19 protein-coding genes are annotated in these 19,664 nt (G+C 67.8%); 14 read left to right on the top strand and 5 right to left on the bottom strand.

Annotated features, from left to right (window positions below; all coding sequences use genetic code 11):
* Window positions 1-2: 2 nt before the first annotated feature.
* Window positions 3-1,286 carry a DUF58 domain-containing protein gene (locus OO71_RS39015; protein WP_033295073.1) on the top strand — a complete coding sequence of 428 codons (1,284 nt, stop codon included), beginning with the start codon at window positions 3-5 and terminating at the stop codon, window positions 1,284-1,286.
* 188 nt (window positions 1,287-1,474) lie between these two features.
* Here the strand turns inward: OO71_RS39015 and OO71_RS39010 are convergent, their stop codons facing one another.
* Window positions 1,475-2,479: a stage II sporulation protein M gene (locus OO71_RS39010; protein WP_033295072.1), complete on the bottom strand. Its 1,005-nt coding sequence runs from the start codon at window positions 2,477-2,479 to the stop codon at window positions 1,475-1,477.
* A 50-nt stretch (window positions 2,480-2,529) separates the two neighbouring features.
* Here OO71_RS39010 and OO71_RS39005 point away from each other — a divergent pair, with 50 nt between their 5' ends.
* From OO71_RS39005 to OO71_RS38950, 12 genes are all read left to right on the top strand, one after another.
* Complete coding sequence (locus OO71_RS39005; protein WP_033295071.1) at window positions 2,530-3,366, top strand: RDD family protein; 837 nt, start codon at window positions 2,530-2,532, stop codon at window positions 3,364-3,366.
* A 1-nt stretch (window position 3,367) separates the two neighbouring features.
* Window positions 3,368-3,997, top strand: coding sequence for a DUF2207 domain-containing protein (locus OO71_RS39000; protein WP_245633918.1), 630 nt, complete (start codon window positions 3,368-3,370; stop codon window positions 3,995-3,997).
* On the top strand, window positions 3,994-5,472 hold the full coding sequence (locus OO71_RS38995; protein ID WP_033295070.1) for a DUF2207 family protein: 1,479 nt from the start codon (window positions 3,994-3,996) through the stop codon (window positions 5,470-5,472). The genes OO71_RS39000 and OO71_RS38995 overlap by 4 nt, the downstream gene beginning before the upstream one ends.
* Before the next feature lie 9 nt (window positions 5,473-5,481).
* The gene (locus tag OO71_RS38990; protein WP_033295069.1) at window positions 5,482-6,780 is read left to right on the top strand and encodes a M16 family metallopeptidase; all 1,299 of its coding nucleotides are present in this window, start codon (window positions 5,482-5,484) and stop codon (window positions 6,778-6,780) included.
* Window positions 6,777-8,162, top strand: coding sequence for a M16 family metallopeptidase (locus OO71_RS38985; protein ID WP_033295068.1), 1,386 nt, complete (start codon window positions 6,777-6,779; stop codon window positions 8,160-8,162). The genes OO71_RS38990 and OO71_RS38985 overlap by 4 nt, the downstream gene beginning before the upstream one ends.
* Window positions 8,162-9,157, top strand: a complete 996-nt coding sequence (gene nudC, locus OO71_RS38980; RefSeq protein WP_033295067.1) for an NAD(+) diphosphatase — start codon at window positions 8,162-8,164, stop codon at window positions 9,155-9,157. Before OO71_RS38985 ends, nudC begins: the two co-directional genes overlap by 1 nt.
* 219 nt (window positions 9,158-9,376) lie before the next feature.
* On the top strand, window positions 9,377-10,585 hold the full coding sequence (locus tag OO71_RS38975) for an ROK family transcriptional regulator (RefSeq protein WP_033295066.1): 1,209 nt from the start codon (window positions 9,377-9,379) through the stop codon (window positions 10,583-10,585).
* Window positions 10,586-10,609: 24 nt separating this feature from the next.
* The gene (locus OO71_RS38970) at window positions 10,610-11,986 is read left to right on the top strand and encodes an extracellular solute-binding protein (RefSeq protein ID WP_033295065.1); all 1,377 of its coding nucleotides are present in this window, start codon (window positions 10,610-10,612) and stop codon (window positions 11,984-11,986) included.
* The gene (locus tag OO71_RS38965) at window positions 11,983-12,972 is read left to right on the top strand and encodes a carbohydrate ABC transporter permease (protein WP_033295064.1); all 990 of its coding nucleotides are present in this window, start codon (window positions 11,983-11,985) and stop codon (window positions 12,970-12,972) included. Before OO71_RS38970 ends, OO71_RS38965 begins: the two co-directional genes overlap by 4 nt.
* Window positions 12,969-13,850: a carbohydrate ABC transporter permease gene (locus tag OO71_RS38960; RefSeq protein ID WP_033295063.1), complete on the top strand. Its 882-nt coding sequence runs from the start codon at window positions 12,969-12,971 to the stop codon at window positions 13,848-13,850. The genes OO71_RS38965 and OO71_RS38960 overlap by 4 nt, the downstream gene beginning before the upstream one ends.
* Window positions 13,847-15,112, top strand: a complete 1,266-nt coding sequence (locus OO71_RS38955) for a 6-phospho-beta-glucosidase (RefSeq protein ID WP_033295062.1) — start codon at window positions 13,847-13,849, stop codon at window positions 15,110-15,112. Before OO71_RS38960 ends, OO71_RS38955 begins: the two co-directional genes overlap by 4 nt.
* The gene (locus OO71_RS38950; RefSeq protein ID WP_033295061.1) at window positions 15,109-16,080 is read left to right on the top strand and encodes an N-acetylglucosamine kinase; all 972 of its coding nucleotides are present in this window, start codon (window positions 15,109-15,111) and stop codon (window positions 16,078-16,080) included. The genes OO71_RS38955 and OO71_RS38950 overlap by 4 nt, the downstream gene beginning before the upstream one ends.
* 45 nt (window positions 16,081-16,125) lie before the next feature.
* On the opposite strand, the gene OO71_RS38945 is transcribed toward OO71_RS38950, so the two are convergent.
* From OO71_RS38945 to OO71_RS38930, 4 genes are read right to left on the bottom strand one after another with little or no spacing between them, the layout of a single operon-like run.
* Window positions 16,126-16,635 carry an SRPBCC domain-containing protein gene (locus OO71_RS38945; RefSeq protein WP_033295060.1) on the bottom strand — a complete coding sequence of 170 codons (510 nt, stop codon included), beginning with the start codon at window positions 16,633-16,635 and terminating at the stop codon, window positions 16,126-16,128.
* A complete protein-coding gene (locus OO71_RS38940; RefSeq protein ID WP_033295059.1) occupies window positions 16,632-16,961 on the bottom strand; it encodes an ArsR/SmtB family transcription factor in 330 nt (109 codons plus the stop codon). The genes OO71_RS38945 and OO71_RS38940 overlap by 4 nt, the downstream gene beginning before the upstream one ends.
* Before the next feature lie 46 nt (window positions 16,962-17,007).
* Window positions 17,008-18,366, bottom strand: a complete 1,359-nt coding sequence (locus tag OO71_RS38935; protein WP_033295058.1) for a GntT/GntP/DsdX family permease — start codon at window positions 18,364-18,366, stop codon at window positions 17,008-17,010.
* On the bottom strand, window positions 18,363-18,857 hold the full coding sequence (locus tag OO71_RS38930; RefSeq protein WP_033295057.1) for a gluconokinase: 495 nt from the start codon (window positions 18,855-18,857) through the stop codon (window positions 18,363-18,365). Before OO71_RS38930 ends, OO71_RS38935 begins: the two co-directional genes overlap by 4 nt.
* Before the next feature lie 114 nt (window positions 18,858-18,971).
* Here OO71_RS38930 and OO71_RS38925 point away from each other — a divergent pair, with 114 nt between their 5' ends.
* On the top strand, window positions 18,972-19,655 hold the full coding sequence (locus OO71_RS38925) for a FadR/GntR family transcriptional regulator (RefSeq protein WP_033295056.1): 684 nt from the start codon (window positions 18,972-18,974) through the stop codon (window positions 19,653-19,655).
* Window positions 19,656-19,664 lie beyond the last annotated feature (9 nt).

Raw genomic sequence — 19,664 nt, 5'->3', positions numbered from 1 at the left:
GCATGGCCCTCACCGGGCGGCTCGGGCTGCTGGCGCTCGTGGGGGCGCTGGTGGTGGGGCTGCTGTTTCCGTCCATCGTCGGCGTTGCGGGCGTTGTCGCGGTGCTGCTCGTGCTGGTCGTCGTGGACCTGGCGCTGGCCGGGAGTGTGCGGGCGCTGCAGTTTTCGCGTAGTGGCACCAATTCCGTCCGGCTCGGGGAGCCGGCCGAGGTCACTTTGACGGTGACGAATCCGGGTCGGCGCGTGGTTCGCGGAGTGCTGCGGGACGCTTGGCCGCCGAGCGCGGGTGCGGATGACCGGCATGCGGTGGTGATCCCAGCGGGGGAGCGACGGGCGTACCCCACGGCGTTGCTGCCTACGCGGCGGGGCGATCGCGTGGCGGCTCGGGTGACGGTGCGTGCGGTGGGGCCGTTGGGGTTGGCGGCGCGGCAGGGTTCGCATGTCGTGCCGTGGACGGTTCGGGTGTTGCCGCCGTTCCACAGCCGGAAGCACCTGCCGTCGCGGCTGGCTCGGTTGCAGCAGCTGGATGGGCGTAATGCGGTGCTGATCCGGGGGCAGGGGACGGAATTCGACTCGCTGCGTGAGTATGTGATCGGGGATGACGTCCGCTCGATCGACTGGCGGGCGACTGCCCGTGCGGCGGACGTGATGGTGCGGACGTGGCGGCCGGAACGGGACCGGCAGGTGGTGCTGGTGCTCGATACCGGTCGTGTTTCGGCCGGTCGGGTCGGTGATGCGCCGCGGTTGGATGCGGCGATGGATGCGGCGTTGTTGTTGGCTGCGCTGGCTTCCCGGGCGGGTGACCGGGTTGATCTGGTGGCTTATGACCGGGTGGTGCGGGCTTCGGTGCCCAGTTCGTCTTCGTTGCTGCCGTCTTTGGTGAACGCGCTGGCGTCGGTGGAGCCGTCGTTGGTGGAGACGGATGCGCGGGGGATGGTGGCGGAGGTGCTGCGCCGTACCCGGCGGCGGGCTTTGGTGGTGTTGTTGACCGGGTTGGAGACGGCGCCGCTGGAGGAGGGGTTGTTTCCGGTGCTGGGGTCGCTGACTGCGCGGCACGAGGTGTTGGTGGCCTCGGTGGCGGATCCCCGGGTGGCGGAGATGGCTGCTTCGCGGGGGTCTGCGGAGGCGGTGTTCGATGCGGCTGCGGCAGAGCGTGCGTTGGGGGATCGGGCATCGGTGGTGGCGCGGTTGGGGCGGCGGGGGGTGGGGGTGGTGGATGCGGTGCCTGCCGAGCTGGCGCCTGCGTTGGCTGAGAGGGTGCTTGTCAAGGCGGGAAAGATGCCTTGACAAGCACCCTCCGCACGTGTGGGGGCTTCGGATCGGGGTGCAGGGCGGGGGCTGGGTGCCTGGTCCCGGTGGGTGCGTCGGCTGCGGTAGGTGGGTGGGGGAAGTCCGTGAAGGGAACCTTCACGGAATGTAGGTCCGTGAAGGGAACCATGAGGGAATCTGATTCCGTGATGGTTCCCTTCACGGAATCAGGCGGCTTCGGGGAGCGCGTCTCCGGCGGTGCGGGCGTCTACGTCGCCTACCTCGCCCTCGCGGGCGGCTCGGCGGCCTAGGGTGAAGACGTACGTCAAGAAAAGTAGTTCCACCACCGCGCCGATGCCGATGCGTAGCCAGGTCGGCCAGCCGGACGGGGTCACGAAGGCTTCGATTACGCCTGACACCAGCAGGACGCACGCCAGACCCAGCGCCATCACTACCACCGAGCGGCCCTGTTCCGCCAGGGCTTTGCTGCGGGAGCGGCGGCCTGGGTCGATCACCGTCCAGCCCAGTTTCAGGCCCGTGCCCGCTGCGATGAACACTGCGGTCAGTTCCAGCAGGCCGTGGGGGAGAAGCAGGCCGAGCAGGACGTCGCCGCGGCCGGCGGCGGTCATCAAGCCAAGGGCGACGCCTACGTTCAGCGAGTTCAGCCACAGTGCGGAGATCACCGGCAGGCCCAGCGCTATCCCTAGGAACAGGCAGGTCGCGGCTACCCAGGCGTTGTTCGTCCACACCTTTGCCGCGAACGACGCCGCCGGGCCGCTCGAGTAGTACGACTCGAACTGGCCGCCGGGGGCGGTGAGGGCCTTGACCTCGTCCGGCGAGACGATCGATGCGCGGACCTGGGGGTCTCCGGCAATCCACACGCCCAGCACCGCCATCACGGCCAGCGACAGCAGCGCGGCCGGGATCCACCAGCGGCGGCTCAGGTAGACCGCGGCCGGGAAGCGGCGGGTGAAGAACAGGGCGACCTCGCGCCACGCCGGGCTGTGCGAGCCGGCGACCGCTGACCGGCCTCGGGCGACCAGGGCGGACAGCCTCGCCAGCAGTGCCGGGTCGGGGGCCGTCGAGCGGATCATCGAGAGGTGGGTGGCGGCGCGCTGGTACAGCATGACCAGTTCGTCGGCCTCTGCTCCGGTGAGCCGGCGCCGGCCTGCGAGTTCTCCAAGCCGGGTCCACTCCGCGCGGTGCGCGGCGACGAACACATCGACGTCCACTGGGCCAGGATAGTGGTGGCCCTCCCGCCCGGGCGCTCTACGCTGGTCGCGTGCAGGAAGAGTCCGATCTCGTCACCGGTGAGGCCGTCGTCCTCGACCTGCGGGTGGCCAAGCTTGCCAGCCGCGCGGTCGCGATGCTCCTCGACGTCCTGGTCCAGGGCGCGTTGCTGCTGCTCGCGGTCGTCGCGCTGGGTCTCACTGCCGGGTCGCTCGACTCGGCGCTCGCGGTGGCACTGCTGCTGACCGTGTTCGTGCTGGTCGTGATCGGGTACCCGGTGCTGTTCGAGACGCTCAGCCGCGGCCGTTCGCTCGGCAAGCTCGCGCTGGGGCTGCGGGTGGTGCGCGTCGACGGCGGTCCGATCAGCTTCCGGCACGCCCTCACCCGGGCGCTGGCCGGGTTCTTCGTCGACTTCTGGGCGCTCGGTTTCCTCGGCGCGGTCGCCGTGATCGTGTCGCTGACGTCGTCGGACGGCCGTCGCGTCGGCGACTACCTCGCCGGCACCCTGGTGATCCGCGAGCGCGTGCCGGAATCCGCGCAGGCGTTGCTGCTGATGCCACCAGGGCTCGAAGGCTGGGCCGCGCAACTCGACCTCAGCCGCCTCTCCGACGACCTCGCCATGGCCGCGCGTCAATTCCTCAGCCGGTATCACGAACTGCGCCCGGAAGCCGTGGCCTCGCTCGGGTTCAGCTTGTCGCAGCAGGTTTCCGCGGTGGTCGGCGTGCCGGTGCCGTACGGGATGCCGCCGTGGGTTTTCCTCACCGCGGTGCTGGCCGAACGGCGTAACCGCGACCACGCGCGGATTGCTCCCCACTACAGCCCGCCGCCGGTTCCCCCCGCCCCGCCGGTCCGGCCCGACTCCGATCATCCGTTCACTCCGCCGAGCTGACATGCTGGTCGACATCACGGTCACCACCGCGCCGGACGGCCTGCTCACCGTCGTCGAACGCGTCGTCACCGATGCCCCGGCCGTACAGCACCTGGCCGAACGCATCCCGGTCACGGACGACGAGATCCGCCGGTACTCGATCACCGACGTCCAGCTCGCCGGCGCCGCCACCGCCGACGGCACCACGATCAGTTTCACCGGACCGGCCACCTTGAAGTACACAGTGGACGGTGCGGTCGCCGCCGGTGGTGCCGTCCGGTTCCAGGTCACCGGCGGCTGGGAGCAAGACCTCGCCCGCGTCACTGCCACCTTCGCCGCCCCCGGAGTGTCCACAGCGGACTGTTACGCGGGACGGGTCGGTTCCGCTCGGCAGTGCACGTTTTCCGAGCTCCGCGGCGGCGGAGTCCGCGCGGAGCAGGAGGGGCTCGCGCGTGGTGATCGGATCGACCTGGCTGTCCAAACCGGACCATTGCCGGTGAACGCCCGGTTCGACTCGTCTTCGCCGTTCGCCGTTTTCCTGCCTGGACTGCCGATTGCCGCGCTGGTTTTCCCCGGTGCCGGGTGGTTGTTGCGTCGGCGCCGCGAACAGACCATGGCCGAGCGCCGCGCCGCCGTGAGGTCCGGCCGGTGAACCTCGCGGCCCTCCTGGTAATCCCGTTCCTGCTCGCGCCCCCGTTGCCGGGCTTGCCGCAGAGCGCAGAGGTCGAACTGAAGATCCAGCGAGACGGCAGCTTGTCGGTCACGGAGGCGGTCTCCGTTCCGCGCGGCGCCATGATGACCCGCACGATTCCGTTGCGTACCAAGGTAGATCGCGACCACGAGCGGGTACTCGGCGTACGCGACGTAAGTATCGAAGGCGCCGGAAATGCCGAGTCGGGCAAGGACCAGATCACCTTCACGCTGAACGGCGGGACGTCCGTGCTCCGGTACACAGTGGACGGTGCGGCCAGCGAAAGCCTCGGCGTCGAGAACGTGACCTGGGATGTCGCGGGCGGCTGGGACACCCGGCTCGGACTGGTCCGTGCGACCTTTGCCGCCCCGGCCATCCCCGACGCGCTCACCTGCCTCGCCGGTCCACCCGGTACCACGACCCGCTGCGGCGCCGCGCAAATCGACCATTCCGGTCTCACCCGCGTCTCGGTCTCGAACCTCGAGCCCGGCTCGCGGGTGGAGCTGACCGCCGAACTGCCCAGCGGCACTGTCCCGGCGACGCAGAAGCTCGTCCCCATAAACGCCTTCGCAGTCACCACACCGGTCTGGTGGGCATGGCTCGCCTTCGCAGCTCTCGCCGCCATCGGTGCCGCTGTAGCCCTCGGTATGCGGCGTAGAGACCGACGCGCGCCCGCAGTGCCCCTTCTCGACGGCGGCCGGTTCGCTTCGCCCGACGGTGTCCTCCCTGGACACATCGGCCCGCTCTTCACCGGACGCGTCAGCCCCATCGACTTCGCCGCCACAGTGCTCGACCTATGCGTGCGTAACTACCTCTGGGTCAGCGAAGTGGGCCCGCGCGAGTGGGTGCTCATGAGACGCAACCCGCCGGACGAGCAGCTGACTGCCTTCGAACGAGCCGCGTACGCAGCAGCTGTATCGGGCGAGTCTGCCGAAGCAGAGCTGTATGCCGACGTGATCCGCCGCGGATGGCTATCACGCCGTACGTCGCGACTGTCGAAGATTGGCTGGCGACTGTGTGCGTACGGTGGATTCCTCACCGTGCTACTGGCCTTCACCGTCGGTTACGCACAACTCGGGTTGGTGCTTCTCACCCTCGGCGTCGCCGTGGCGGCCAGTGCACGAATCGTGCCTACGCGGACGTCAGCCGGAGCCGAGCTACGCGACCGACTACGCGGCTTTCGTGCCGAGCTGTTGGCCACGACCCCGGACGACGAACTGCTGTTCTCCCGCGCGCTCCCGTACGCGTACGCGCTGGGCGAAGCGGACGCGTGGCTGGAGAAGGGGCGTTCGCTCACGGCGTACTGGTACGGCACCGCCGAAGAGGACACCGTGCCCACGGCCCGGACCAGCGGTTTCGTCGCCGCGCTGGAGACGGCGTTCAGCAAGGTGGAACAGGTGCGACCAGACGAGCCGAAGGCACCCGTGCCTGCGTAGGGTGGGGGCATGGCCGATCCCGAGCTCATCCGTTTCACGATCGACAACGGTCTGCGCGTGGTGCTCGCCCCGGACCCGACCGCGCCGGTGGTCGGCGTCAGCGTGCACTACGACGTTGGCTTCCGCTCCGAGCCGGAGGGGCTGACGGGGTTCGCGCACCTCTTCGAGCACCTCATGTTCCAGGGCAGCGAGAGCCTGGAGAAGCTCGCGCACTTCCGGCACGTGCAGTCCAGCGGCGGCACCTTCAACGGGTCCACGCATCCGGACTACACCGACTACTACGAGGTCCTGCCCTCGGCCGCGCTCGAACGCGCGCTGTTCCTCGAGGCCGACCGGATGCGCGCGCCGAAGCTCACCGCGGAGAACCTGGCGAACCAGATCGAGGTCGTCAAGGAGGAGATCCGGCTCAACGTGCGCAACCGGCCGTACGGCGGGTTCCCGTGGATCCTGCTGCCGCCGGTGCTGTACTCCACTTTCGCCAACGCGCACGACGGCTACGGCGCGTTCGAAGACCTCGAAGGCGCCACGCTGGAAGACTGCGCCGCCTTCTTCGACACTTACTACTCGCCGGCCAACGCGGTGCTCACCGTCGCGGGCGACTTCGAGGTCGACAACGCCAAGGCGCTGATCGAGAAGCACTTCGGCGACGTCCCGCACCGGCCCGCGCCGGTGCGCCCGTCGTTCGCCGAACCGCTGCCCACCACCGAACTGCAGGGCGAGCACACCGACGCACACGCGCCGCTGCCCGCGCTGGCGGTCGGCTACCGCATGCCGGACCCGATCAACGACCTCGACGGCTACCTCGCGTACCTGGTGCTGGCGGGCGTCCTCACCGACGGTGACGGTTCGCGGCTGCAGCAGCGGCTGGTGCACGTCGAGCTGCTGGTGGTCGACGTCGGTGCGGGCGCCGGGCTCTTCGGCCCGTTCGAAGCCCGTGACCCGGACACGTTCACCATCACCGCGATCCACCCGCCGGACGTGCCGCGCGAACGCGTGCTCGCCGCACTGGACGAGGAGCTGGAGAAGCTCGCGTCCACGCCGCCGGACGCCAACGAGCTCAAGAAGGTCACCGCGCGCTGGGCCGCAAGCCTCCACACGGAGCACGACCGGCTCGTGTCGCGCACGCTCGCGCTCGGCGCGTTCGAACTGCTGTACGGCGATGCGTCGCTGGTCTACCGGCTCGCCGACCGCCTGTCCGCAGTCTCCGGCGAAGCTGTGTCAGCGGCAGCGAAGGCGCTTCGCCCCGACGCGCGCGCCGTGCTCGTCGTCAAGCCCGCGCAGAATTCCGAAGGGACGGACGAACAGTGACCTCGGCAGAACAGGTCAAGGCCGCACACCGCAGCGCCGAGGAGATCGGCCGTACCGCTGCCGGACCGCGTCCGCTTCCCGTGCTCGGGCAGCAGCGCGCCGCCGCTGAGCTGTCCCATGTGGACACCACGCTGTCCAACGGGCTGCGCGTGCTCGCGGTGCGCAAGGCGAGCGTCCCGATGGTCGAGCTGCGGCTGTGGATCCCGTTCGCGGGGGAGGACCGGCTGCACGCGGCCACCGCGGAGGTGCTCGCGGAGACGGTGCTCACCGGCACCGCGCGGCGCGACCGCGTGGAGATCGACGCCGAGGTCGCGCTGATCGGCGGTGACCTCAGTGCGGGTGTCGACCCGGAGCGGTTGTTCTTCAACGGCAGTGCGCTCGCCGACGGTCTGCCCACACTGCTCGACGTGCTCGGCGACGTGCTCACTGGCGCCACGTACGGCGAGGCGGAGGTCGCGCGCGAACGCGAGCGGCTGATCGAGCGCATCGCGGTGTCGCGTACGCAGCCGCGCACGATCGCGCGGGAAGCGTTGCAGAAGCACCGTTACGGCGATCACCCCGTCACGCGCGAAGTCCCCGAAGCGTCCGATGTGGCCGAAGTGACCCCTGAGCAGGTCCCTGCGCTGCACGCGGCTTCGGTGCTGCCGCGCGGCGCCGTGCTGGTGGTCGTCGGCGATGTCGACCCGCAGGCGGTACCGTCCGAATTGGAGCGTGCGCTCGGCGGCTGGGCGTCGGAGCGGTCCGCGATTGTGCTGCCGCCGCTGCCGGAACTGAACGGTGGCAACGTAATCCTGGTCCCGCGAGCCGGTGCCGTGCAGTCGCAGATCCGGTTGTCCGCACAGACCGTGTCGCGCACCGATCCGCGTTATCCGGCTCTGCAGCTGGCGAATCTGGCGTTCGGCGGGTATTTCTCGTCGCGGCTCGTGGAGAACATCCGCGAGGACAAGGGATACACCTACGGGGCGCATTCGGGATTCGAGTTCACCGGCGACAGCGCAGTGGTCAATGTGGACGCTGACACGGCCAACGAGGTCACCGCGGCGGCGTACCTGGAAACTCGGTACGAGATGTTCCGGCTCGCCACCGTGCCGCCGTCGGCCGAGGAGGTCGAATCGGTGCGGCAGTACGCGATCGGCTCGCTCGTCACGGGTACGTCGTCGCAGTCCGGGCTCGCCGGGCAGCTGCTCGCGCTGGCGTCGAACGGCCTCGGTGCGGAGTGGCTGCAGGAGCATCCGGAGCGGATCGCGGCGGTCACCGCGGAGCAGGTCGCCGAGGCGGCGGCGGAGTTCTTCGCCCCGGGCCGGTTCACCGGCGTGGTGGTCGGCGACGCGGAGCAGCTCGCCCCGAAGATCGCGGCTCTCGGCGTGGTCACGGGCAAGTGATGAGCGTTCCGTTCGAACTGGGGGCGCTGCCGACCCTGTCCCGGTCCACTGTGGACCGTCAGGAGACGCTGCGGACAGACCCGGAACGGCTTGTCTCCAGCTGGTCGCAGGCCCGCGTCGTGCTGCTCGACGACACCGGCCGCACGCCGGTCGCCGAGGGCAGTTCGGCGCTGGCCACCCGCAAAGCCATCGACTTCGGCACCGAACCGCCCGCGGACGCGGTGTTCCTCGGCGAATGGGAGGACACCGCGTACTGGTCGCTGCCCGGCTGTCCCGAGGGCGACGCGGACACCGTCCGGATGGCCGGAAGCTGGGGCGTGGTCGAGGAAGTACCGCGCGCCGACGGCGAGGTGTGGGTCGAGCTGCGCGGGTACGGCGACCGGCTGGACGACACGTCGGCCGGGCTTTTCACCACCGCACAAGCGCTCCGCAACTGGCGGCGGCAGTCGCGGTTCTGCACCCGGGACGGTTCGCCGACCCACCTGGTCCAGTTCGGCTGGGCCAGCCGCTGCGAGGCCAAGGGGCACGAGGAATACCCGCGCACGGACCCCGCGGTGATCTGCCTCGTCCACGACACCGACGGGGTCAACGGTTCGCACGTGCTGCTCGCGCGCCAGCCGATCTGGCCGCCGGACCGGTATTCGGTGCTCGCCGGTTTCGTGGAGGCGGGGGAGTCGCTGGAGGGCTGCGTCGTCCGCGAAATCCGCGAGGAAGTCGGCGTCGACGTCACCGACGTGCGGTATCTGGGCAGCCAGCCGTGGCCGTTCCCGCGCTCGATCATGCTGGGCTTCACCGCCCGAGCCGACCGGGATGCCCCGCTGGTCCCGGCAGACGGCGAGATCGAGGAAGCGCTGTGGGTGTCGCGCGAGGAGGTCCGGACCGCGTTCCGCAACCTCGGCACGGCGACCCCGATTGCCGGTGGCGCATCGAACCTGTTGCTGCCGGGGAATTCGTCGATTGCCCGCGTGATGCTGAAGGCGTGGGCCGAAGCCTGACCCTCGGCGTCCACTGTGGACCTTCCAGGTCCTTTGCCGTTTTCGGTTGGACACTCTCCGCGCATGTTTGACGACTCTTTGCAGCTTTCGCGCGCAAGCCGTTATCGCGCTGTTTCCCCAGCCCATTGACGCCTGTGGCGCCGCTCACTACAGTCGCCGGAAACCGTCTGTAAAGTTTCCTAATAAAGGAGCGGCCAGGTGCGAGCCGGCAGTCCACGGGTGTTGCGCGAGATGAACGACCGCGCGGCGATCGAGGCGTTGCTGCGGGACGGGCCGCTCACGCGGGCCGAGCTCGGGGCCGCGATCGGGCTGTCCAAACCGGCTACCGCGCAGCTGCTCACCCGTCTTGAGCAGGACAATCTCGTCGGCAAGGCCGGGGAGCACGCCGGTGGCGGGCGTGGGCCGCGCGCCCAGCTGTGGGCGGTGAACGGCGGCCTCGCGCACGTCGCGGCCGTCGATCTCACGCCGCAGGTCGCGGACTTCGTGGTCGCCGACGTCGCCGGTGCGGTGCTCGCCGAGTACCGCGTGCAGCTGCCGGTCGCCGAGGATGCGGACGTCGTCGGCTCGTTCGGCCAGGCGTTGCGCCGCGTCACCAAGGCCGCCGGGCTGCAGCTCGACGACCTGGCCAACGTCGTGATCGGTGCGCAAGGCGCGTTCGATCCGCGCACCGGCCTGCTGTCCTCGGCCCCGCACATTCCCGGCTGGCTCGGCTTCGACGTGCCCGCGCGGCTCAGCGACGAGCTCGGCGTTGCGGTGACCATCGAGAACGACGTAAACCTCGTTGCGGTGGAGGAAATGACCGTCGGCAACGCGCAGGGCGTCGACGATTTCGTGCTCGTCTGGCTGTCCGAAGGGGTCGGTGGTGCGCTGGTGATCGGCCGCCGGCTGCTGCGCGGCGCGACCGGCGGCGGGGGTGAGATCGACTGGATGCGGGTTCCCGATCCGGCCACTGTGGACACCGGCGACAGCTGGCCGGCCACCGGTGCTCGATTCGGCAATCTTGTCGACTCGTCTGCCATTGCCCGGCTTGCGAAGGCGCACGGCATCTCCGCGGACACCGGCTGGGATGCGGTCACCAAGGCTCGAAGCATTGCGCACCAAGGGTTCATGGACGATCTCGCCCGCCGGGTCGCCAGTGGAATCGCGAGCCTTGTCGCGATCGCCGACCCGCAGCTGATTCTGCTGTGCGGTGACACCAGCCGCGCGGGTGGCGACGAATTCGCGGAGAACGTCGCCGAAAAATTGCACGATCTGGTGTTGCCGCGGACACCCGTCGGCGCTGCTTCGGTGCAGGGCAACGCCGTGCGCGCGGGTGCCTTGCAGGCCGCGCTCGCCACCGCCCGTGAGGACGTCTTCGGCGTCGTCACGCCCACCCTCCTCGGGTTCCGCCGCCCCGAGGGGGACAAATCCCCGTCCCCGACCGAGTAGAACCACCCGATGGACAGGAGGGTCATGTCCGCTCCCACCCGCACCAGGGGGCTCGCGCGCAGGCGCGGGTCTCTGCTGCTCAGCGCCGTGGCGGCGAGTGCGCTGCTGGCGACCGCCGCGTGCGGTGCCGCCGCACCCACCGGTTCCGGCGACGCCGCCGCGCCGCCGAACAAGGACGACAAGCTCACCATCACCGTCTACAGCAAGTTCACCGACCGTGAATACGGCGTGGTCACCACCGCGCTGAACAAGCTGAAAGCCAAGTACCCCAACATCACCGTCAAGCACGAAGGCAACCAGGACGACGACAAGCTCACGCAGTCGATCCGCGGCGGCAATCCGCCCGACGTCGCGATTTCGTTCTACACCGACAATCTTGGCGCGTGGTGCTCCACCGGCAGTTTCCAGGACCTGAAGCCGTACCTGGATCGGGACAAGGTCGACCTGGAACAGATTCCGCAGGCAGTCCGGGATTATACGTCGTACCAAGGCAAGCGGTGTGCGATGCCGATGCTCGCCGACGTTTACGGGCTCTACTACAACAAGGCCCTCTTCGCGGCCAAGGGAATCACGTCGCCACCGAAGACGACCACGGAACTGTTCGAGGACACCAAAAAGCTCACCGAGTTCAACGCCGACGGTTCGATCAAGGTCGCCGGTTTCCTGCCCGCCATGCCGTTCTACGCCAACCAGGCGCAGTACTGGGCGCCCAACTTCGGCGCGAAGTTCATCGGCGACGACGGCAAGTCCTCGCTTGCTTCCAGCCCCGGCTGGAAGGAGATGTTCGAATTCCAGAAGAAGCTGATCGACTTCTACGGCGGCCACGACAAGGTCGAGAAGTTCAAGGCCGGACTCGGTGACGAGTACTCGAAGGACCACGGTTTCCACACCGGCAAGCTGGCGATGATGTACGACGGCGAGTTCCGCACCGCATTCATCAAGGACCAGACCCCGTCGCTGGACTACGGAACCGCGCCCGCGCCGGTGCTCGACAGCATGGCGAACCAGTACGGGGGCGGATTCGCCACCGGTACGATCATCGCCATTCCCAAGGGCGCCAAGAATCCCGGTGCGGCATGGGAGCTCATCAAGCAGGTCTCCCTCGACACCGACACGCTCGTGGACATGGCCAACGGCCTGAAGAACGTGCCCAGCACCAAGGAATCGCTCAGCTCGCCGAAGCTCGACGTGCCGCCGCAGTTCAAGACGTTCCTCGACATTTACGGCAGCGGCAAGCTGGTCGCCAACCCGACCACGCCGATCGGGGACGCGTTCCTCAAGGCAGTCAACGATTTCGCCGAGAAATGGCAGGCCGGTTCGGTGCCTGACCTCACGGCCGGGCTCAAGCAGGTCGACGCGCAGGTCAACGATGCGCTGGCGCAGAAGGGCGCCGGGGGATGACCACGCTGTCCGTTCCGGAATCCGCAACTCCCTCCGCGCCCGTAACGGCGCGGAGGGGTTCGGTCCGGGCCAAGCGCCGTCGCACGGTGTTCTATTTCATGGCACCGGCGACGCTCGGATTCGTCGTCTTCTTCGCCTACCCCCTGCTGGCGACGCTGTACTACTCGTTCACCCGCTACGACCTGATCAACCCTCCACAGTGGATCGGGCTGGACAACTACGTCCGCATGTTCACCAGCGAACCATTGGTGAAAACCGCTGCGTACAACACGTTGTGGCTGGTGATCGTACTGACGGTGTGCCGGGTGCTGTTCTCCCTCGGCGTCGCGTCGGTGATCTCGCGACTCAAATCCGGTGTGGGTCTCGTGCGTACGCTGTGCTATCTGCCCGCGCTTGCGCCGCCGGCTGCCGCCACACTCGCGTTCGTTTTCGTGTTCAACCCGGATTTCGGTCCGGTGAACCGGTTTCTGCGGCTGGTGGGGGTCGACGGCGGGTTGTGGTTCAACAGCCCGGCGATGTCGAAACCCGCGCTTACCTTACTCGCGTTGTGGGGTTCCGGCGAGCTGATGATCATCATCCTGGCCGCGTTGCTCGATGTCCCGCAAGAACAGTACGAGGCCGCCGAACTCGACGGAGCCGGTCCGCTGCGGCGGTTCTGGCACGTCACCCTGCCGTCGATCTCGCCGGTGTTGCTCTTCGGCGTGGTGAATTCGATGATCTACGCGCTGCAGTTTTTCACGCAGGCAATTGTCGCAGCGTCCGCATCGGCGGGTACTGCTGACGTCGCCGGAAACTCAAAGCTGATCGGCGCGCCGGAGAACTCGACCCTGACCTATCCGATCTGGCTGTACGTACAGGGTTTCCGGTACTTCAACATGGGTTACGCCGCCGCGATGGCCGTCCTGCTGTTCATCGTTTCCGCGGGATTCACGTGGATTCTGGTACGGCAGATGCGGAAGACCCAGCATCAGGAGGAGGGCGCATGACCACGCTTTCGGCACCCGCGCCTCCAGCCAGTCCGCGGGTGCAGTTCAAGCGCCGGTGGGATCGGAAACTGTCCTTTGTGGCCACTCATGCGGTCGGCATCGCGCTCGGCGTGATCTTCATGCTGCCGCTGCTGTTCGTCTTCCTCACGTCGGTGATGAAGAGCGACCAGGCGATGTCGTCGAGTCTGTGGCCGGCGGAATGGCATTTCGAGAACTTCATCGAGGTGTTCAAACGGGCGCCGCTGCTGGAGTACTTCGGCAACAGCCTGCTGTATTCGGGACTTGCCACGATCGGCGCGCTGGTGTCGGCGATCCCGGCGGCGTACGGCCTGTCGAAACTGCGGTGGCGGGGCCAGAATCTGTTCTTCATGCTCACTGTGGTCGCGATGATGCTGCCCCCGCAGGTCACCGTCGTTCCGCTGTACGACCTGTGGGTGCGGCTCGGTTTCACCGGCACCCTCGTGCCGCTGATCGTGCCGTACTTCTTCTTCGACGCGTTTTCGATCTTCCTGCTCCGGCAGTTCTTCCTCACCATTCCGAAGGACTACCTGGAAGCGGCGAAGATCGACGGCTGCAACGAGTTCCGGGTACTCACGCGGGTGCTCATCCCGATGGCGAAACCCGGGATCGCGGCCACCGCGATGTTCTGCTTCCTCTTCACCTGGAACGACTATTTCGGGCCGCTGCTCTACACCGGCGAGAACAAGGACAACTGGCCGCTGTCGCTGGCCATTGCGTCCTTCCGCGGGATGCACCACGTGGAATGGAATCTCACGATGGCCGCCACCGCACTCATCATGGCGCCGGTGATCGTGCTGTTCGTGTTCGCGCAGAAGTCGTTCGTCAAGGGCATCACGTTCACGGGAGTCAAGGGATGAAACTGGCAGTGGTCGGCGGTGGGTCCACCTACACGCCGGAGCTGATCGACGGCATCGCCGGACGGCGGGCCTCGCTCGACGTCGACGAGATCGTGCTGATCGATCCGGACGCCTACCGGGTCGAGGCCGTCGGCGGGTTCAGCCAGCGGCTTCTGGAGCATGCCGGGCACCCGGCCCGGGTGCACACGACGGCCAACCTGGAGGAAGGCGTCGACGGCGCGTCGGCGGTGCTCATCCAACTGCGGGTCGGCGGCCAGAAGGCCCGTGCTTCGGACGAGACTTTTCCGCATGTCTGCGGTTGCATCGGCCAGGAAACCACCGGTGCGGGCGGGCTGGCGAAAGCGTTGCGCACAGTACCGGTGGTGCTCGACATTGCCGAACGCGTGCGCAAGGTGGTCGGCGATGACACGTGGATCGTGAATTTCACCAACCCGGTCGGCATTGTCACCCGCGCGTTGTTGCAGGAAGGGCATCGCGCGGTCGGCCTGTGCAACGTCGCGATCAATCTGCAACGCAAGTTCGCGAAGCTGCTCGGCGCGTCGACCGGCGACGTCCGGTTGGTCCACACCGGACTCAATCACCTCAGCTGGGAACGCGGCGTACTGGTGAACGGCGTCGACCGGTTGCCGGATCTGCTTGCCCAGCATGCGGAATTCGTCGGCGAGGAGGTCAGCGCTCCGGTGGAGTGGATGCGGCGGATGCAGGCGGTTCCGTCGTATTACCTGAAGTATTACTACTCGCACGACGAACTGGTGGCGAAACAGCTCACCGAGCGGCCGCGCGCCGAGGTCGTCAGCGATGTCGAAGAAGAGCTGCTGAAGATCTACCTCGACCCGGAGCAGGTAACCAAGCCGGAATCACTGGAAAAGCGTGGTGGTGCCTACTATTCGGAAGCTGCGGTGCAACTCGTGCACGCGCTGACCTCAGGTGGTCCGGCCGAAGAGCATGTGGTGAATGTCCGCAACAACGGTACCTTCGATTTCCTGCCCGACGATGCCGTGATCGAAGTATTGTCCACTGTGGACTCAACTGGTGCACAGGCAATCCCGCAGTCCCCGGTGGACCCACGATTCGCCGGGCTGATTGCGGGTGTCACGGCATATGAGCACTTGGCGCTCGACGCTGCGATCAAGGGCGGCCGGGATCGCGTCGCGGACGCCCTGCTCGCGCATCCGCTGGTAGGCCAATACGCGAAGGCGGACCAGCTGGCGGACACCCTCGTCGCCCGTAACCGGGATTTCCTGCCCTGGGCGCGGGCATGATCGTCGCGATCGACGGGGGGAACAGCAAGACCGAGGTGCTGGTGGTTTCGCGGGACGGCGAGGTACTCGGCGAATCCCGCGGCCCTGGCGCTTCGCCACAACGGGTCGGCGTCGACGGATGCGTTGCCGCGTTGGAAGATCTCGTCCTGACCGCGCTCCACTCCGCGGGTTTGCCCACCGAACGCCCTTTTGCCCTCCACACCACTGCATATTTGGCCGGTCTCGATTTCCCGCGGGAAGAAGACGCCCTACGCACTGTGTTGGCGGCCCGAGGGTGGAGCTCCACTTTGGCCGTTGGCAACGATGTTTTGGCTTTGCTACGCGCCGGAACCACAGACGGTACCGGCGTCGCGGTGGTCTGCGGTGCCGGAATCAACGGCGCCGGCGTTGGTCCGGACGGTCGCTCGTACCGATTCCCCGCACTGGGTAAGGTATCGGGCGACTGGGGCGGCGGTTACCGGCTCGGCGAAGAAGCCCTTTGGTGGGCGGTACGCGCTGAAGACGGACGTGGTCCACGCACCGCTTTACAATCCGCGGTGGCGAACTATTTCGGTGCGGCAACACTTCTGGATGTCGTACAGGGATTGCACTTCCACGAGATCGACGCCGCTTCGATCCACGGTTTATGCCCGCTCCTGTTCGAGGTCGCCGCAGCAGGAGACGAGGTGGCACAGGAGGTCGTAACCCGTTTCACCGAGGAAGTAAGCCTCCTGGTCGCAGTAATCCTGCGACGGCTGGAACTCACGTCAGCGACTCCGGAGATCGTTTTGGGCGGCGGTGTTCTGACCGGCGTCGGAAGCCCGGTGATTGCGGAAATCGAACGCCGCTGCTTGAAAGTGGCGCCCCGCGCCCAAGTGCGGGTTGTCGACGTGAACCCGGTAGTCGGGGCAGCGTTGTTCGGATTGGATTTCTTGAATACCCCAGCCGCCGCAAAAGCCGCGCTGAAAGCGGCAACACAGCGCGGCTGAACCGCCGAGAGTGGCTGTGCCGGGTGAGCACAGCCACTCTCGACGTCAGGCAGCGACGCCCTTTCCGGTCTCCAGCACGGACTTGAGGTCGGACAGCACCCACGCCCAGCCCCCACCGGCGTTTTCCCCGGGCGCGGCGTTGATGTCTTCCTGCGCGCCCGAAACGAGAGCGGCGTGGCCAGGGGCACCGGTGACGTCGTGCGTCACGGTGAGGCGGGTGCCCGCGGTCTGGGTTTCCTCGATGTCGTAGGTGAGCGTGGTGTACGGCTCGGCAATGAGACCGGGGTCCATCAGCAGTTTCCACGTGATCACGAGCTTGCGTGGCGGATCAACTTCGAGGACCTCGCCGTCCAGCAGGTCGCTGGTGTAACCGGCGTCGATGAACGCCTGGGTCGGCTTGGTGCGGTGCTTGCCGCCGCGCTTGAGGTCGAACTCCGCCAGGCCGGTGTACCCGTATTTCGCGGTCCATTCCGGCTTCGTGATGGCGTCCCACACGGCCTGCGGGGTTGCCTTGATGTAGACGCGGTTGACCTGCACGGTCGTGGTCTCGGTCATGAGTCGGGCTCCTCGGATTCGAGCTCGGCCTTGAGGTCGAGCAAGGACGAAACGTGCTGTTCGGTGTATTTGTCGATCCAGCGGTCGTGGATCTGCCGGATCGGGACGGGGTTGAGGAAGTGCCGTTTCTCGCGCCCCTCCTTGCGGGAGACGACGAGCCCGGCTTCCTCGAGCAGCTTGAGGTGCTTCATCACCCCGAACCGCGTCATGTCCACTTCGGACTCCAGCTCGGTGAGCGTGCGGCCGTCACGCGCGTAGAGCAGGTCGAGCAGGAACCGGCGGGTCGGATCCGCCAGAGCCTTGAAAACCAGGTCCTCGTCGGGCACGCACCGAGAATAGGTGACCAAAAGGTCACATGTCAACCGGCACTGCTCAGAGCAGCGCGCCGAGCGGCAGGATGAGCGCGATCGCGACCACCGAAATCACCGTTTCCATCACCGACCAGCTCTTCAGCGTCTGCCCGACGGACATCCCGAAGTACTCCTTGACCAGCCAGAACCCGGCGTCGTTGAGATGGGAGAAGAACAGCGAGCCCGCGCCGATGGCGAGGACCAGCAGCGCGTTGTGTGTCGGGTCGAGGGTGGCGGCGAGCGGGGCGACGATGCCTGCCGCGGAGACCGTGGCGACCGTTGCCGAGCCGGTCGCGAGGCGGATGGCCACCGCGACCAGCCAGCCGAGCAGCAACGGCGACAGGTGCGCGCCCGTGGAGAGGCTGGTGATCACGTCGCCGACCCCGGCGTCCACGAGTGTCTGCTTGAACCCGCCGCCCGCCGCCACGATCAGCACAATGCCCGCGATCGGACCCAGTGATTCGCCGATGATCGACGACAGCCGTTCCCGGTTCAGCCGCGCCGGGCGGCCGAGCACGACCATTCCGACGAGGACCGCCAGCAGCAGAGCCACGAGCGGGTCACCGATGAAGTCGAGGACCCGGCGGGCGAGATTTTCCTTGTCCGCCAAGATGTCCGCGAGTGCCTTCGCCAGCATGAGTACCACCGGTAAGAGCACAGTGGACAGTGTTGCGGCGAAGCTGGGGCGGTGTTTCGGGTCGGTGCTTTCCGATTCCGGCACGAGCCGCTCCGGGGGTTCGGCGTCGGGGACCATCCGTGCGGCGATACGGCCGAACAGCGGGCCTGCGATGATCACCGTCGGAATGCCGACGAGCAGGCCCAGCGCAAGCGTGATCCCGACGTTCGCGTTCAGCGCCCCGGCCGCAGCCAGCGGACCGGGGTGCGGCGGCACGAGCCCGTGCAGCACTGACAACCCTGCCAGAGCCGGAATTCCCAGCAGCAGCACGGGTTTCCCGCTGCGCTTGGCGACCAGCAACACCACCGGGATGAGCATCACGAGCCCGATCTCGAAGAACATCGGCAACCCGATCAGCGCGGCCACCAGTGCCATCGCCCACGGCAGCCCGCCGCCGCGCACGCGGCCGAGCACGGTGTCCACGATCCGGTCCGCACCACCGGAATCGGCGAGCAGTTTCCCGAGCATCGCGCCGAAGGCAATGAGCACGCCGACCGACGCGACGGTGCTGCCGACGCCGTTCGTGAAACTCTTCAGCAGCTTCGCGACCGGCATCCCGGCGACCAGCCCGAGCGTGCCGGAGCCGAGTGTCAACGCGAGCAGCGGATGCAGTTTGACCTTGCTGATCAGCACGACGATCACCGCAATGGCGAGAACTGTCGCGACGATCAACCGGGTGTCGTGGCCGGTCCAGGCGGCGGTCATGCGCACTCCCGAAATGCGGTCAGTGCCGCTGCCACCACGTCGGCGGGCGAACGGCTGATGTCAAAGGTCGAGCCCGGCTCGTCGGGCTCCAGCGGCTCCAGGTCCGCAAGCTGGGAATCCAGCAGGGACACCGGCATGAAGTGGCCGGTGCGGGTTTTCATCCGCTTGGCCAGCAGGTCGTGCGACCCGTCCAGGTGCAGGAACCACACCTGGCCACTGCCGCGCAGCACGTCGCGGTAGCGCCGCTTCAAGGCGGACGAGCTGACCACGCCGCCGCTTTCCTGATGTTCGGCGATCCACGTCGCGATCGCGGCCAGCCACGGCGCGCGGTCCTCGTCGGTGAGCGGGCGGCCCGCGGTCATCTTGTCGATGTTCGCCTGCGGGTGGAATGCGTCCGCCTCGGCGTACTCGACTCCGAGTGCCCGCGCGACTGCCGTGCCGACCGTCGTCTTGCCCGAGCCCGACACACCCATCACCACGATGACAGTCATGCGCCACCTCCGGCGACCAGTGAAACCCAAAAGTACTACTTATTCAAGAAGTAGTAGTACTTAATCGAATCAGGGCGCTAGGTTGGGCAGGTGGGGAGTGACCGGCACGAGCAGATGCTCGACGAACTCGGCGCGGCGATCGTGAACGGTGCGCTGGCGCCCGGCGAGGTGCTGCGGTCGGAGGAGCTGCAGGAGCGCTACGGCACGTCGCGCACGGTGGCGCGCGAGGTCGTGCGGGTACTGGAGACGATGGGGCTGACCACGAGCCGCCGCCGCGTCGGGGTCACCGTGTGCGAGCCGGCCGCGTGGAACCACTACGACCCGCGGCTGATCCGCTGGCAGCTCGACGGCGCGGACCGGCCGGCCGCGCTGCGCACGCTCACCGAACTGCGGTCCGCGGTCGAGCCGGTTGCCGCCCGGTTCGCCGCGCTCCGGGCGACGCCGGAGGAACGTGGCCGCCTCCGCGCACTCGCCGTGCATCTCCGCCAGACGGCGCGCGCCCGCGACCTCAGCGCCTTCCTCGGCCACGACATCGCGTTCCACGACCTGCTCCTGTCCGCATCGCGGAACCCGATGTTCGCCCAGCTGTCCTCGGTGGTCGCCGAGGTGCTGGCCGGACGCACCGGGCACGGCCTGATGCCCGAGGAACCGCAGCCCGAGGCGGTCGCACTGCACGTCGCGGTCGCGGAGGCGGTGGACGTCGCCGACGCCGTCCGCGCCGAGCGGGCGATGCGGGACATCGTCGAGCAGGCACACCACGAAATCGCCGCCGCGGTGTCGAGTAACCTCGGCGGCTGAGTTCGTTCA

It is taken from the genome of Amycolatopsis jejuensis (assembly GCF_000717335.1).
GTDB lineage: Bacteria > Actinomycetota > Actinomycetes > Mycobacteriales > Pseudonocardiaceae > Amycolatopsis > Amycolatopsis jejuensis.
Note: the sequence above shows the minus strand (reverse complement) of the source record. Positions and strands in the feature narration are given on the sequence as shown.

What these genes read in the sequence shown, in the direction of transcription:
- OO71_RS39015 (WP_033295073.1), top strand. Translation starts at nt 3, where the DNA reads ATGGCCCTCACCGGGCGGCTCGGGCTGCTGGCGCTCGTGGGGGCGCTG.
- OO71_RS39000 (WP_245633918.1), top strand. Translation starts at nt 3,368, where the DNA reads ATGCTGGTCGACATCACGGTCACCACCGCGCCGGACGGCCTGCTCACC.
- OO71_RS38990 (WP_033295069.1), top strand. Translation starts at nt 5,482, where the DNA reads ATGGCCGATCCCGAGCTCATCCGTTTCACGATCGACAACGGTCTGCGC.
- nudC (WP_033295067.1), top strand. Translation starts at nt 8,162, where the DNA reads ATGAGCGTTCCGTTCGAACTGGGGGCGCTGCCGACCCTGTCCCGGTCC.
- OO71_RS38970 (WP_033295065.1), top strand. Translation starts at nt 10,610, where the DNA reads ATGTCCGCTCCCACCCGCACCAGGGGGCTCGCGCGCAGGCGCGGGTCT.
- OO71_RS38965 (WP_033295064.1), top strand. Translation starts at nt 11,983, where the DNA reads ATGACCACGCTGTCCGTTCCGGAATCCGCAACTCCCTCCGCGCCCGTA.
- OO71_RS38960 (WP_033295063.1), top strand. Translation starts at nt 12,969, where the DNA reads ATGACCACGCTTTCGGCACCCGCGCCTCCAGCCAGTCCGCGGGTGCAG.
- OO71_RS38955 (WP_033295062.1), top strand. Translation starts at nt 13,847, where the DNA reads ATGAAACTGGCAGTGGTCGGCGGTGGGTCCACCTACACGCCGGAGCTG.
- OO71_RS38950 (WP_033295061.1), top strand. Translation starts at nt 15,109, where the DNA reads ATGATCGTCGCGATCGACGGGGGGAACAGCAAGACCGAGGTGCTGGTG.
- OO71_RS38945 (WP_033295060.1), bottom strand. Translation starts at nt 16,635, where the DNA reads ATGACCGAGACCACGACCGTGCAGGTCAACCGCGTCTACATCAAGGCA.
- OO71_RS38935 (WP_033295058.1), bottom strand. Translation starts at nt 18,366, where the DNA reads ATGACCGCCGCCTGGACCGGCCACGACACCCGGTTGATCGTCGCGACA.
- OO71_RS38930 (WP_033295057.1), bottom strand. Translation starts at nt 18,857, where the DNA reads ATGACTGTCATCGTGGTGATGGGTGTGTCGGGCTCGGGCAAGACGACG.
- OO71_RS38925 (WP_033295056.1), top strand. Translation starts at nt 18,972, where the DNA reads ATGCTCGACGAACTCGGCGCGGCGATCGTGAACGGTGCGCTGGCGCCC.